General features: G+C 61.8%; 12 protein-coding genes and 2 rRNA genes. All 14 read left to right on the top strand.

Annotated elements, in window-relative coordinates:
• Window positions 1–915 (top strand): 23S ribosomal RNA (locus tag V4529_03700); the annotation flags it as partial.
• A 127-nt stretch (window positions 916–1,042) separates the two neighbouring features.
• Window positions 1,043–1,159, top strand: a 5S ribosomal RNA gene (gene rrf, locus V4529_03695).
• A gap of 55 nt (window positions 1,160–1,214) precedes the next feature.
• Entirely contained in the window at window positions 1,215–2,084 is an 870-nt protein-coding gene (era, locus tag V4529_03690) for a GTPase Era (protein ID MES2357426.1), read from the top strand.
• A gap of 8 nt (window positions 2,085–2,092) precedes the next feature.
• Window positions 2,093–2,260: a Trm112 family protein gene (locus tag V4529_03685; GenBank protein ID MES2357425.1), complete on the top strand. Its 168-nt coding sequence runs from the start codon at window positions 2,093–2,095 to the stop codon at window positions 2,258–2,260.
• Window position 2,261: 1 nt separating this feature from the next.
• Complete coding sequence (locus tag V4529_03680; protein MES2357424.1) at window positions 2,262–3,242, top strand: hypothetical protein; 981 nt, start codon at window positions 2,262–2,264, stop codon at window positions 3,240–3,242.
• Window positions 3,243–3,342: 100 nt separating this feature from the next.
• Window positions 3,343–4,344, top strand: coding sequence for a diguanylate cyclase (locus tag V4529_03675; GenBank protein MES2357423.1), 1,002 nt, complete (start codon window positions 3,343–3,345; stop codon window positions 4,342–4,344).
• Complete coding sequence (locus V4529_03670; GenBank protein ID MES2357422.1) at window positions 4,341–5,099, top strand: zinc-ribbon domain-containing protein; 759 nt, start codon at window positions 4,341–4,343, stop codon at window positions 5,097–5,099. The genes V4529_03675 and V4529_03670 overlap by 4 nt, the downstream gene beginning before the upstream one ends.
• A 221-nt stretch (window positions 5,100–5,320) precedes the next feature.
• Window positions 5,321–6,440, top strand: a protein-coding gene (gene prfB / locus V4529_03665) for a peptide chain release factor 2 (protein MES2357421.1) whose coding sequence is annotated in 2 segments (ribosomal slippage) — window positions 5,321–5,383 and window positions 5,385–6,440 — 1,119 coding nt in all. Because the reading frame shifts where the segments join, the coding sequence is not laid out codon by codon here.
• The gene (gene lysS, locus V4529_03660) at window positions 6,437–7,933 is read left to right on the top strand and encodes a lysine--tRNA ligase (GenBank protein ID MES2357420.1); all 1,497 of its coding nucleotides are present in this window, start codon (window positions 6,437–6,439) and stop codon (window positions 7,931–7,933) included. Before prfB ends, lysS begins: the two co-directional genes overlap by 4 nt.
• Window positions 7,930–9,180, top strand: a complete 1,251-nt coding sequence (locus tag V4529_03655; protein ID MES2357419.1) for an FtsX-like permease family protein — start codon at window positions 7,930–7,932, stop codon at window positions 9,178–9,180. The genes lysS and V4529_03655 overlap by 4 nt, the downstream gene beginning before the upstream one ends.
• Window positions 9,177–9,893, top strand: coding sequence for an ABC transporter ATP-binding protein (locus V4529_03650; protein ID MES2357418.1), 717 nt, complete (start codon window positions 9,177–9,179; stop codon window positions 9,891–9,893). The genes V4529_03655 and V4529_03650 overlap by 4 nt, the downstream gene beginning before the upstream one ends.
• Window positions 9,883–10,371 carry a UvrB/UvrC motif-containing protein gene (locus V4529_03645; GenBank protein MES2357417.1) on the top strand — a complete coding sequence of 163 codons (489 nt, stop codon included), beginning with the start codon at window positions 9,883–9,885 and terminating at the stop codon, window positions 10,369–10,371. Before V4529_03650 ends, V4529_03645 begins: the two co-directional genes overlap by 11 nt.
• Entirely contained in the window at window positions 10,368–11,444 is a 1,077-nt protein-coding gene (locus V4529_03640) for a protein arginine kinase (GenBank protein ID MES2357416.1), read from the top strand. The genes V4529_03645 and V4529_03640 overlap by 4 nt, the downstream gene beginning before the upstream one ends.
• Complete coding sequence (locus V4529_03635; GenBank protein MES2357415.1) at window positions 11,441–13,933, top strand: ATP-dependent Clp protease ATP-binding subunit; 2,493 nt, start codon at window positions 11,441–11,443, stop codon at window positions 13,931–13,933. Before V4529_03640 ends, V4529_03635 begins: the two co-directional genes overlap by 4 nt.
• Window positions 13,934–13,939 lie beyond the last annotated feature (6 nt).

Here is a 13,939-nt window from a genome sequence, read left to right as displayed (position 1 = left end):
TCTCGACCACGTGCTCGGCGAAATTGCAGTCTCGGTGAGGATTCCGAGTCCCCGCAGCAGGACAAAAAGACCCCATGCACCTTTACTGTAGCTTGCCATTGGTCGTTGCACTTCACTGTGTAGCATAGGTGGGAGCCGTTGAGGCCCAGGCGCTAGCTTGGGCGGAGGCAATAGTGAAATACCACCCTGTGTTGTGCGACGCCCTCACCACGGAATGAAAACCATTTCTGGGACCGTGGCAGGTGGGCAGTTTGACTGGGGCGGTCGCCTCCGAAAGTGTAACGGAGGCGCGCGAAGGTTCCCTCAGCGCGGTCGGTACTCGCGCTTGAAGAGTGTAACGGCATAAGGGAGCCTGACGGTGAGACCGACGGGTCGAGCCGGCACGAAAGTGGGCCGTAGTGATCCGGTAGCCTCGCGTGGGCGAGCTATCGCGCAACGGATAAAAGGTACGCTGGGGATAACAGGCTTATCGCGCCCGAGAGTTCACATCGACGGCGCGGTTTGGCACCTCGATGTCGGCTTATCACATCCTGGGGCTGGAGCAGGTCCCAAGGGTCCGGCTGTTCGCCGGTTAAAGTGGTACATGAGCTGGGTTCAAAACGTCGTGAGACAGTTTGGTCTGTATCCGCTGCGGGCGTTGGAGAGTTGAGGGGTGCGGACTCTAGTACGAGAGGACCGAGTCGGACAGTCCGCTCGTGTACCGGCTGTGACGCCAGTTGCAGCGCCGGGTAGCGATGACTGGTGGCAAGAACCGCTGAACGCATCTAAGTGGGAAATGCCCCCCAAGATGAACTCTCCCTCCTTCTTAAGAAGGCAAAAGGGCCGGGGAAGAACACCCCGTCGAATGGCTGCACGTGGAAGTGGAGCAATCTATTCCAAGCGAAGCAGTACATATCGCCCGAGAGGCTTGACTCCAAATCTGGGCTGGTCTGAATACCGATCCAGCCCGAGCAACCAACAGGTTGCGACTCAGCAGAAAACTGCGATCTTGCGATACGTAGTTTCTTATACCACAATCACTACTGACTTCCGATCTTCCTACGCTGGCGACTAGAGCGCAGGGGCCACACCCGTTCCCGTTCCGAACACGAGCGTTAAGCCCTGCAGCGCCGATGGTACTCCGATCGAGAGATCGCGGGAGAGTAGGCCGTCGCCGGCACCTTTTCAAAAGGCCGTCCATCACTGGACGGCCTTTTGTATTTTCCACTACCGCCATGACCAGAGCCGGAACAGTCACCGTCGCCGGAAAGCCTAACGCTGGCAAGTCCACGCTCCTCAACCGACTCGTCGGCCAGAAGCTCAGCATCACCAGCGACAAGCCACAGTCCACACGCGATCGCATCGTGGGCATACGCACCGACGGCGACACCCAGATGATCCTGGCCGATACCCCTGGCCTCCTGGATCCCGGCTATCTGCTCCAGACCGCCATGCAGTCTGCCGCCGTTTCAGCACTCCGCGACGCCGACTGCATAGTCTACGTGTGTGACGCGCGCGAGGGTGTCCCGGGTCCTCTCAACGAAGTCGCTGGTCTCGAATCTCCACCACGCGCTCCAATAATCGTCGCACTCAATAAATCCGATCTGCTCGATCGTCGCCAACGTGAGAAACTGGCTCTCGCCCTGCCGGATGCTATCTTCATCTCCGCGCTCACCGGTGAGGGATTTCCCGCCCTCATCGCGGCGATCGAAAGCCATCTTCCCGAAAGCCCGTTCCTGTTTCCGGTCGAAGACGTAAGCATCCATTCAGTCCGCTTTCTCGCTGCGGAGCTCATCCGCGAGACGGCGCTCGAGCAGCTGGGCGCCGAGGTGCCGTACAGCGTCGCTTGCGAGATCGAGGAATTTCGCGAAGATCGCTCGCCCATCTACATTCGTGCAGTGATCCACGTCGAACGCGACAGCCAGAAGCGAATACTCATCGGCGAGAAGGGAAAGCGCATCAAGCTCCTCGGCACGGCTGCCCGCAAGAAAATTGAAACTCTCGTCGGCGCAACCGTGTACCTCGACCTTTGGGTCAAAGTATTGCAGAATTGGAGAAAGGACGCCGCGGCACTTCGCCGCTTTGGTTACACCACACACGACTGAAGCCCAACATGCCACTAGCACCGCAGCTCCTCGAAATACTCGTCTGCCCCAAATGCAAGGGGCCGCTGGAATACAACGAGGCAGAGGATGCATTGACGTGCCAGCGTGACAAGCTCAAATATCCGGTGCGCGACGGGATCCCGATAATGCTGATCGACGAGGCGACACCCGTATAGCGTGGCGCGAATCCTGACTGACAGAGCCGCAACCACGCTAGCTGCACTAGTCGCAGCATTCACCGTGGCTGCGGCAGTCGCGTACCCGCGCACGTCATTCGCACAGTCCGGCCAGGAGGGGATATTTCTCCTGCTGCCGGTCGGTGCTCGCGCCGTCGGAATGGGCGAAGCGGTCGTCGCGCAGCGCGGCGGCAGCGACCTGCTATGGTGGAACCCGGCCGGCATCGTCGGTAACGGTCCGCAGACGCACGAGGTCGCGCTCCATCATTCCACCACGGTCGTCGGCCAGGGGAATGCGCTTGCCTTCGTCTGGCCGGCAGACAAAAAGACGGCGTTCGGTTTCCTGGTCAACGTCCTCGATCTCGGCCAGCAGACGCTCACCGACGATCAGGGGAACAGCATCGGCGTCGCCAGTCCCACCGACTACTCCGTGGCCGCAAGCTACGCCGTGGCGCCCGCCCCCTGGCTGGCGCTCGGCGTGACCGCAAAACACGTGGAGGCCGGAATTCCCTGTTCAGGTGTTTGCAGCGGGCTCGGCATCGCCAGCTCGCGATCCAACGGCTTCGACATCGGCATGCAGTTTCGCCCCGACGCAATTCCGCTCACTCTCGCGGCAGCTGCCCGCAATCTGGGCATTGCCGGGGCGGCGGGCCGGCCCGGTCGCATCGACCTGGGCGCCGACTACAAGGTCATGGCATTTGCCCGGGGCGACGACAGCGTCGAAGTTCATGGTGCCGCAGACCTGGTCTCGACAGTCAAGATGGATAGCACCACGGCTCGACTCGGCACCGACATAGTCGTCGACCAGCGGCTGCACGTTCGGGCTGGCTACATCCGCGACGCGGTGAACGGTTCCGGTGGTGCAATAGGTGTAGGGCTCCAATCTGGTAAACTAGTGTTTGACATCGGACGGACATACGGCGGGCTCACAGGTACGAACGACAAGCCCCCGACGTATTTCTCGCTCCGATATTTGTGGTAGGTTGCGTGGCAGGTTGCAACGCCCGGCGCAGGCCGGTCGCACAAGTACCTTATGAGGCTGCCGCGATACCTGCCTGTGCGGTTATCTTCCAGGGATCGAGATGACGGACCAGTCGCTTTCAAGCCCCCAGCTCCCCATAGCCTTGCTGCTCCAGGCCGTGGAGGCACAACTCCCTCCGTCGGTTGCGGGGTGGGTCGATCGCCAGCCGGTAACAGTCGTTCCGGTCACATCGATCGACGAGCTGATGGTCTATGCGCTGCGCTCCCGGCCACGCTTTGTCGTCATAGACGGGCGATCGCCGGTTGGAGATCCGCTGGCTGCCTGCCGCAAGATCAAGCGCGATCCGTTTACCGGAGTGGTCCCGGTCGTGTACGTTGCACCAGACGGAATGCCAGCGCGCGTAGAGGCGCTGGATGCACTGGCGGATGACGTGGTATCGGCCGAGATGGACGACGCGGAGACTCTGACACGGCTACGCTGCACGCTGGCGCGCTCGGATCGCGACGTCAACGTCCATCCTTCGACACGGCTACCCGGTGCGCCGGCGATTCACGACGCAATCCGGGACCGGCTCGATACGCCATTCGCGGCCTGTTACGCGGACCTCGACCATTTCAAGGAATTCAACGATCGCTACAGCTACGTCGAGGGCGACCGCGTAATTCGCCTGCTGGCGGCGTTGCTTCACGATACCGTTCGCGGCCTGGTCGGCGACGACGGGTTTGTGGGTCATATCGGCGGCGACGATTTTATTTTCCTGATTCCTCGCGACCGAGTTGACGATGTGTGCACTGAGATCGTCCAGACATTTGATACGCTCATTGCGTATCAGTATTCCGAGAACGACCGGCGCGCAGGCTATTTTTTCGGGAAGGATCGACGTGGTCAGCTGCATCGTGTTCCCTTGATGACGCTTTCGATCGGCGTCGTTACGAACGAACGGCGCACATTCACGAGCTCCGTGGGTGTGAGCGCGCTTGCTACCGAAATGAAAACGTACGCGAAGACGCTTCCCGGATCGGTCTACGCCATCGACAGGCGAACAGATGACCGCTCCGAGATCCAGACGCCGCAGTTGACTGAAACCGGTGCCCGCCAATGACGCCAATGGTCGTACAGTGTTCCTCGTGCCTGACCGAGTTCGAGCTGGACCCGAACAAGGTGCCGGCTGCCGGCGTTCGCGCACGCTGCTCCGTCTGCTCCGCGGTAATCACCGTTCCCGCTCCGCACGTTGCGGCACCGCAACGAGTCGAACCGCAACGCGCTGAACCGCAAGGCGCTGAACCGCAACGGGGCGCGCCCGAGCGCGCGGTACCGGAACACAGAGAGACTGAACCTCAGGCGCCCGAATCCGCCGGCGCCGCGACAACTACCGCGAAAGAGTCCCCGTCGATCGCCGCCGAGCCGCCGAAGCAAGCTGTGCATCCCGCGCCTCCGCCTCCTGTCGCGGCTGAAGCGGCGCCCGCTGCTCCCGAGCCTGCACCGGCTGCGGTGAGTACGGCGGACAGTGTGATGGGGTCTTCGTGGGCAGTGCCCAAGCCGTCGGTTGCGCCGGCCGTGTCGCCGGTCGAGTCGGATGGCGGCCAACGCCGGCCGATCAATCCGTTTCTCACGCGTGATCCCGCGTTGCGCGCAAAGCGTCTCGCGCGCGCTCTCGTCTCGGATATCGTTGCCTACCACCCGGCGCGTCACGCCGAAGGCCTGCGCGACGGAACGCTGAAGACGTTGTTCCGCGATGAGATCAAGAAGAGCTACGAGGAATACGTCGATCAGGTGGGCCGTGACTTTGCAGGATCGACCACGCACTTTCAGGATGCGCTGAACGACGTTCTCGCAAGCGGCAAGAAGCTTTTCTAGGGACACGCCTCGTCGCGCGATGTCGTCATTCCCGCTGTAGGGCGCGGATGCATCCGCGCCTTGGGAATCCATGTTATCGTTCTCTGGACGCGATAAGGGTGGAAACTGGTCGGCAGCAAATGGATTCCCGCGTTAGCGGGAATGACGGCTGCCGGCGGTTGCCGCTTTCATCGGATGACGAGCCCTAGTGGTTTTCCAACTCTCGTACTCAATAATCAACCATGCTGGATCACGAACGGGCGCGCCTGCTCGAGCACGCCACGCAACGCCTCGCGGAACTGCGGAGGTATCTTTGACATCGCCGGGAAGCAGGAGCGCCTGACGGCGCTCGACGCGCGCACGGCCGACCCCGAGTTCTGGGATGCCCGCGAGGCGGCCCAGGGCGTGGTGCAGGAAACCAAGATTCTCAAGACGTGGATCGATCCCTTCGAGGCACTCGACGCACGCGTTCGCAGTGCGGTCGAGCTGGACGACATGCTTCGCGAATCGCCCGATGCCGAAATGCTGACCGATCTCGACGCCGAGCTGGTATCGATCGACGATGCACTCGGCGCATTCGAGCTGCGCTCGCTGCTCCGCGGTGAGGATGACTTCCGTGACGCGCAGGTCGAGATTGCGGCTGGTGCCGGCGGCACCGAGGCCCAGGATTGGGCCGAGATGTTGATGCGCATGTACACGCGCTGGGCCGAGCGTCGCGGGTTCAAGGTCGAAGTGCTCGACAGAAGCGAGGGAGAGGAGGCGGGAATCAAGGGCGCCGTATTGGAGATCAGCGGAGATCATGCGTACGGATTCCTCAAGCCGGAAGCCGGAGTGCACCGTCTCGTCCGCATCTCGCCATTCGATTCGAATGCACGCCGGCACACGAGCTTTGCGTCGATCTTCGTGTATCCGGTCGTCAACGAAGAGATCAACATCGAGATCAAGGAAGATGATCTCCGCATAGACGTATATCGTGCATCCGGCGCCGGTGGCCAGCACGTCAACAAGACGAGCTCGGCGGTCCGCATTACGCACATTCCTTCGGGACTGGTGACCGCGTCGCAGCAGGAGCGCTCGCAATACAAGAACAAGGCGACCGCGCTCAAGATGTTGAAGAACAAGCTTTACCAGGCCGAGGTCGCGAGGCGTGAAGCCGAGAAGGCGAAGGTGGACGCGTCCAAGACGTCGGTGAGCTTCGGCAACCAGACGCGGAGCTACGTGTTTCAACCCTACACGATGGTCAACGACCACCGTACCGAGCTCAAGATTCCCGACGTGCAGAAGGTCATGGACGGCGGAATCGATCCATTCATCGAGGCGTACCTCAAGATGCAGGCAGAGCAGGGGAGCGCAGAGTCATGACGGACGAGCTGCACTTTCTGATGGCGGCGCGCCGCGAGAAGCTCGACGCGATGCGTGCCCGCGGCATCGAGCCGTTTGCATACAGCTTCGATCGCACTTCGACCGCACAGCACGCCGTCTCGCTCGCTCCGGAAGATCAGTCCAGCGAGGCGTCCGAGCGCGTGAGCGTAGCCGGCAGAATCGTCTCGATGCGCGCGCACGGCAAGACCGCCTTCGCGCATCTTGCCGATGCAACGGGCCGCGTTCAGTTGTATTTCCGGCGTGACGACCTGGGTGACGCGTATTCACTGATCGACATGCTCGACATCGGCGACGTGATTGGCGTGAGCGGCGTGGTATTTCGCACGCGAAGTGGCGAGCCGACGATTCGCGTGGCTGCATTCGAGGTCCTTGCCAAGTCGCTCCGTCCGCTGCCGTTCGCCAAGGAAGAGACGGCGAGCGACGGATCGGTCGTCCGGCACATGGGCTTCAGCGATCCGGAGCAGCGTTTTCGTCAGCGTTACGCCGATCTTGCGGTAAATCCCGAGGTGCGCGCGACGTTCGTCGCGCGGGCGGGAATGACGCGTGCGATCCGCGCGTTCCTCGATGCGCGCGGATATCTCGAAGTGGAGACCCCAGTGCTGCAGCCGCAGTACGGCGGAGCGGCAGCACGTCCGTTTGTAACGCAGCACAACGCATTGGACATGGCGCTGTATCTCCGTATCGCGGACGAGCTGTATCTCAAGCGGTTGATCATCGGCGGAATGGAGCGCGTCTACGAGATCGGACACGACTTCAGGAACGAGGGCGTTGACCGGACACACAATCCGGAATTCACCATGCTCGAGTTCTACGAGGCGTACGCCGATTACGAAGTGATGATGGACGTCGTGGAGCGGCTGATCGTTGCTGCCGCCGACGCCGTGCGCGCTGTGGAACCGTTCAGCGATGCGGTGCCGGTCTTCACCACGCCGTTCAGACGGATCGAGTGGCTTGGTGCGATCAACGCCGGCCTTGGCACCGACATCCTCGCGCTGGATCACGGCGGGTTGATACAGCACGCCACACGACTCGGTGTGCCGCGCGCGGCCGCGATGAGCCGGCCCAAGCTCATGGACGAGATTTTTCAGCTGCTCGTGGAGTCGAAGATTGTCGAGCCGACGTTCGTGGTCGATTATCCGCTCGAACTGTCGCCGCTGGCCAAGCCCAAGCGCGGTGACGCGCGGCTTACCGAACGGTTCGAGCTGTTCGCCAACGGACGCGAGCTCGCCAACGCATTCAGCGAGCTGAACGATCCGATCGATCAGCGCGAGCGGTTCGAGGCTCAGGCAGTGTTGCGGGCGGCGGGCGATCTCGAAGCTGCAGGCGTCGACGAGGATTATCTCCGCGCGATGGAGTACGGCATGCCACCGACAGGCGGAGTCGGGATTGGAATCGATCGTCTGCTCATGTACCTGACTGGAATCCAGCACATCCGCGACGTAATTCTCTTTCCGACCCTCCGGCCGGAATGACGCGCCTCGAGCTGGCGATCGCCTGGAGGTATTTGCGGAGCCGGCGTGGATCGAAGTTGTTGTCGTTCATAAGCGTCATCGCGATCGCCGGCGTCGTCGTGGGCGTGAGCGCTCTGATAATCATCATCGGTGTGATGAACGGACTACAGCACGACCTGCGCGAGAAGATTCTGGTCGGCAGCCCGGACATTCGCGTGCTCACCTACGGCGACGATCTCAAGATGGATTCCTGGCGATTCGCGCTCAAGCGTGTGCGTCAGGTGCCCGGTGTAGTCGCGTCTGCGCCATTCGTGCAGAGCGAGGGTGCCATGAACGCGGGGAGAACATACGCGAGCGGCGTGTACGTGGTCGGAATCCCCGGCAAGGGATCCGGCTTCCCGGAAGTCACGAGCATTCGCGAGCACGCGGTTCGCGGGAAGTTCTCCTTCGATACGCAGGACGGAGCCCACCGTGGGGTGGTGATCGGGCAACTGCTTGCGTCGCGCTTCAACGTATGGCCGGGCGACACGATCAATCTTATTTCTGTTGCGGGTGTTCAGCAGAACGCGGCGACCGGTGCGTACATTCCGCGCGTTTACCGCTACGAGGTGACGGGCGTCTTCCAGACCGGGATGTACGAATACGACAACGCGTACGTGTACATCGATCTTCGCTCCGCACAGGAGTTCGCGGGAATCGACAGCTCGGTAACCGGGCTCGAAGTGAGCACGAAAGACCGGTGGAACGCGGGCGTCGTTGCGAGCGCGATCACGGACCACCTTGGCTTCCCCTACCGCACCGTCGATTGGCAGGAGCAGAACCATTCACTGTTCCAGGCGCTCAAGCTGGAGAAGCTCGGAATGAGTGTAATCCTGTTGCTGATCGTCATCGTTGCGGCGTTCAACATCGTGAGCACGCTGTCGATGGTGGTGCACGACAAGACGCGCGAGATAGGCATTCTCAAGGCGATGGGACTCCCGTCGTCGGCGATCCGAAACATCTTCCTGGTACAGGGCCTCGTGATCGGTGCCGTGGGCACCGGGCTGGGTCTCCTGCTCGGTTTTGCGGGGGCGCTTGCACTGGACAGATACAAGTTCATCAAGCTGGACCCATCGGTATATTTCATAGATCATCTTCCGGTGACGACACAACCGCGCGACGTGATATTGATCGTCGTTGCGAGCCTGCTGATCGCGGCGCTCGCGACATTGTATCCGGCAATTCAGGCGGCCAAGCTGTATCCCGTCGACGCGATTCGGTCGGAATGACGACGGTTCTGGAAAGTCGCGGCGTGACCAAACGGTACATCGGCGGCGACGGTGTTGCACTGGATGTTCTGCGTGGAGTGGATCTACGCGTCGAGTCGGGCGAGATGCTTGCGATAATCGGGGAAAGTGGCTCGGGGAAGAGCACTCTTCTGCACATACTGGGCGGACTGGACCGTCCGACCTCCGGTGACGTGCTGTTGTCTGATCGTCTTCTGTCCGATCGTTCGGATGAAGAACTCGCGGCCGTGCGAAACCGCGGCGTCGGTTTCGTGTTCCAGTTTCACCACCTTCTGCGGGAGTTCTCCGCGCTCGAAAATGTCGCAATGCCACTTCGCATCGCTGGTGAGAGTCCAGCCGTAGCCGAAGCACGAGCGACGTCGCTTCTGGAACGCGTGGGGCTTGGCGGGCGATTGCACCACCGGCCCGGCGAGCTTAGCGGCGGCGAGCAGCAGCGGACAGCGGTCGCCCGCGCGCTGGCGGCGTCGCCGGGTGTCGTCCTGGCGGACGAGCCGTCCGGCAACCTGGATCTCGCAAACGGCGAACGGTTGCACGACCTACTGGCCGAAGTCGTGCGAGACCTTGGCGTTGGGATGGTCGTCGTCACGCATAACATGTCTCTGGCCGACAGGGCGCGAGCGGTGTATCAGTTGAAGGAAGGAAGGTTGTCGGAAATCGTGCGGGGCGAGGGAGGAGGTTGGATCGGTGCTGTGTGAGGTTTGCAAGGAAAACGACGTGGTCATAACCGTTACGGAGATCGACGGGAACGGCGTGCGTCAGGTTCGGCTCTGCGAGCAGTGCGCCGCCGAGCGCGGACTCCAGGCGTCGGTCTCGGCGCCACCGCCCGCGGTAACCGATTTCCTCCAGTCGGTTCAGCAGCACATCCCGCCGTCGCAGACGGACGCGGTGCGTTGCTCGTTCTGCTCGTCCACGCTGCGCGACTTCCGCCAGACTGGCAGGCTTGGCTGCCCTTACTGCTATACCGCCTTCGAGCAGAGCCTGCGCGAGTTGCTCCGAAAGGTGCACGGGCAGGGGCAGCATCGAGGCCGGGAGTACAGTGGCGCACAAGGCGCGCTCGAAGCGCCGATTCCAGCATCGCCAGACCGGCTGCGTGAGCGGCTCGAGCGGGCGATCCGGAACGAGGAATTCGAACTGGCGGCGTCGCTGCGCGACCAGCTCCGGGCCATCGAATGAGCTTCGATCCGGAGACGCTGCCCGGCGGCGGCCTTGGCTGGATGGACGGGACCGGCGAGCAGGCTGGCGTCGTTCTGTCCACCCGCGTGCGTCTGGCCCGCAACGTCGAGGGCTACGCCTTCTCGGGGCGCGCCAGAGAGGGCGAGCGCCTGAGAGTGCTGTCGCAGGTCAGGGATGCCTTGTCGGTGATTCCGGCCGCACGGGACGGGGTCCTGGTGCGCGTTGACCAGCTGGAGGAGCCGGACCGTCTGCTATTGCATGAACGGCACGTCGTGAGCAAGGAGCTCGCGGCGCTCGATACCGGAACTGCGCCCCGCAGCGGCGCGGCGGTTCATGTCGGGCGCGACGTTGCCATCATGGTGAACGAGGAGGACCATCTCCGGATCCAGGCCATGCGGTCCGGGCTGGATCTGGATCGGGCCTTTGCGGATGCGCGTGACATCGACGTGGAGCTGGGACAGCGTGTCCCGTTCGCGTATCATCGTGAGTTCGGATTTCTCACCGCCTGCCCGACCAACGTCGGTACCGGGCTCCGGGCATCCGTGCTGGTTCACCTGCCCGCACTCGTTCTCACCAAGGAGATCGGCAGAGTGCTGGTCGGTCTTCAGCAGGTCGGCCTGACGTACCGAGGCTTATATGGAGAGGGCAGCGAGGTCATAGGCAATCTGTTCCAGATTTCCAATCAGACCACGCTCGGGAAGTCCGAGCAGGATCTGCTGGATTACCTCCAGGATATCGTTCGGCACGTCATCGAAAAGGAACTGGAAGCGCGTAAAGTGCTCCTGCGGGACGCGGAGTATATTCTAGAGGACAAGTTGTGGCGGGCATACGGCACACTGCGGTACGCGAGAAGCCTCTCTTTCGACGAGGCGATGAATTTTCTGAGTGGAGTTCGCCTGGCCGCCGGACTGAAACTGATCGATGGGTTGAGTGTATACATTCTTAACGAACTCCTGGTATTCACTCAATCAGCGCATCTCTCCGCACGCGAGGGAAGGGTATTGACAGAGGATGAGGCGAGCGTGGTTCGCGCTGCCTTCGTACGGGAGACTTTGGAAAGGGCTGCCCAATGAACGGATACAACTTCACGGAGCGGGTGCGCAAGGTTCTCGCGATGGCACGCGAGGAAGCGGCGCGTCTGCACCACGAATACGTCGGCACCGAGCACATTCTGCTCGGGCTGATTCGCGAAGGCGAAGGCGTTGCAGCGGCGGTCCTGCAAAACCTCAGCATCGATCTCGACGACATTCAACAGAAGATCGAAGAGACGGTGAAGAAGGGGAAGGCAACTGTCGCTACGGGTCCGGATCTACCCTACACATCACGCGCAAAGAAAGTTCTCGAGCTTGCAATGGCTGAAGCTCGCGAGCTCAATCACTCATATGTCGGTACGGAACACCTTCTGCTCGGCCTTCTGCGCGAGGAGAAGGGAATTGCAGCACAGGTACTGACCGACGCTGGAATCAATCTCGACGAAGCGCGCAAGGAAACGTTGCGTCTGCTCGGCACCGAGCTTCCGCAGGGTGCGGGTGCCGCGGCCACAGCCGGTGCACCAGCCACACCGCCAGCCGCCAAGGGCGAGAAGAAGTCCAAGACTCCCGCACTCGATCATTTCTGCCGCGATCTCACGCAGCTTGCGGCCGAAGGGCAGCTCGATCCGACGATCGGGCGCGCAAAGGAAATCGAGCGCGTTATGGAAATCCTCACGCGCCGGAAGAAGAACAATCCAGTTCTGATCGGCGAGCCTGGTGTCGGCAAGACGGCGATCGTCGAAGGACTGGCGCAGCTGATAGCAACTGGCGAGTGCCCTGATTCCTTGCGCGACAACCGCGTGCTGTCGCTCGACATGGCGGCGGTCATCGCTGGCACCAAGTATCGCGGCCAGTTCGAGGAGCGCCTCAAGGCCGTGATGAACGAGATCGCGCAGAACAAGAACATCATTCTCTTCATCGACGAGCTGCACACGCTCGTTGGCGCTGGCGCTGCAGAGGGCGCAATCGACGCGAGCAACATGCTCAAGCCAGCGCTTGCGCGCGGCGAGCTGCAGTGCGTCGGCGCATCGACGCTCAACGAGTACCGCAAGTACATCGAGAAGGACGGCGCTCTCGAGCGTCGCTTCCAGACTGTAGTCGTCGAGCCGCCCTCGGTCGACGACACGGTCGAGATACTGAAGGGACTGCGCAGCAAGTACGAGGATCACCACAAGGTGACGATCCCCGATCTCACGCTCGTCGCGGCCGCGAAGATGTCGGAGCGCTACATCACCGACAGATTCCTTCCGGACAAGGCGATCGACGTGATCGACGAGGCTGGCGCTCGCGCACGTCTCGCGACGCAGGCTCCGCCGCCCGAGGTCATCGCGCTCAAGCATGATCTCGAAGGCGTGAACGCGGAAAAGGAAACTGCGGTGCGCGATCAGAACTTCGAGCGTGCAGCGTCGCTGCGCGACAAGGAGCGCGATCTCCAGGCGCAGATCAAGCACGCGCAGGAAGATTGGGACAAACGTCGTCAATCGCATCGTCCGGTGCTCGGAGAGGATGAGATCTCCTTCATCGTGAGTCGCTGGACCGGCATTCCGGTTCGACGGCTGCAGGAAGCGGAGACTGCGCGTCTGCTCCGGATGGAGGATGAGCTTCATGCATCCGTCATCGGCCAGGACGAAGCGATCAGAGCGTTGTCGCGCTCGATTCGCCGGAGCCGCGCCGGGCTGAAGGATCCCGCGCGTCCGATCGGGTCGTTCATCTTCTCGGGGCCAACTGGCGTCGGAAAGACGGAGCTTGCCCGCTCGCTCGCCAAGTTCCTGTTTGCGGATGCGAGTGCGTTGATCCGCGTCGACATGAGCGAATACATGGAGAAGTTCTCCGTGTCGCGGTTGATCGGCGCGCCTCCGGGATACGTCGGCTACGAGGACTCGGGTACGCTCACCAAGGCCGTACGGCGCAAGCCGTACAGTGTGATCCTCCTGGATGAGATCGAGAAGGCGCATCCGGACGTGTTCAACATTCTGCTGCAGGTGCTGGATGAAGGACATCTGACGGACAATTACGGACGTGTGATCGATTTCAAGAACACCGTCGTCATCATGACATCGAACGTCGGTGCAAAGGACATCACGAAGGGCGGGACGCTCGGCTTCAACACCGGCGAATCGCGCGACTCGTTCGAGCGCATCGTGCAGCGCGTCAAGGAAGAGATGTCGCACACGTTCAATCCGGAGTTCCTGAACCGGTTGGACGACGTGATCGTGTTCCACCCGCTGTCGCGCGAGAACATCCGCTCGATCGTCGACGTGGTTCTGCGCGATGTGCAGAAGCGGCTGGCAGACGAGGAGCTGGTGCTACGCCTCACTGAGTCGGCTGCGGACTTCCTCGTGAAGCACGGTTACGATGACAAGTTCGGCGCCCGTCCGTTAAAGCGGGCGATTCAGCGCTACATCGAGGACCCGCTCTCGGAGAAGATCCTCATGGCCGAGTTTGCCAAGGGGGACGAGATCGAGGTCGACACCGCGGCAGAGGGCGAGAAGCTCGAATTCCGTGTCATGACCAAGGCGAGCGCGGCGTAGTTCAGC

Source organism: Gemmatimonadota bacterium, from assembly GCA_040388625.1.
In the GTDB taxonomy this organism is placed as follows: Bacteria; Gemmatimonadota; Gemmatimonadetes; order Gemmatimonadales; family Gemmatimonadaceae; genus Fen-1247.
Note: the sequence above shows the minus strand (reverse complement) of the source record. Positions and strands in the feature narration are given on the sequence as shown.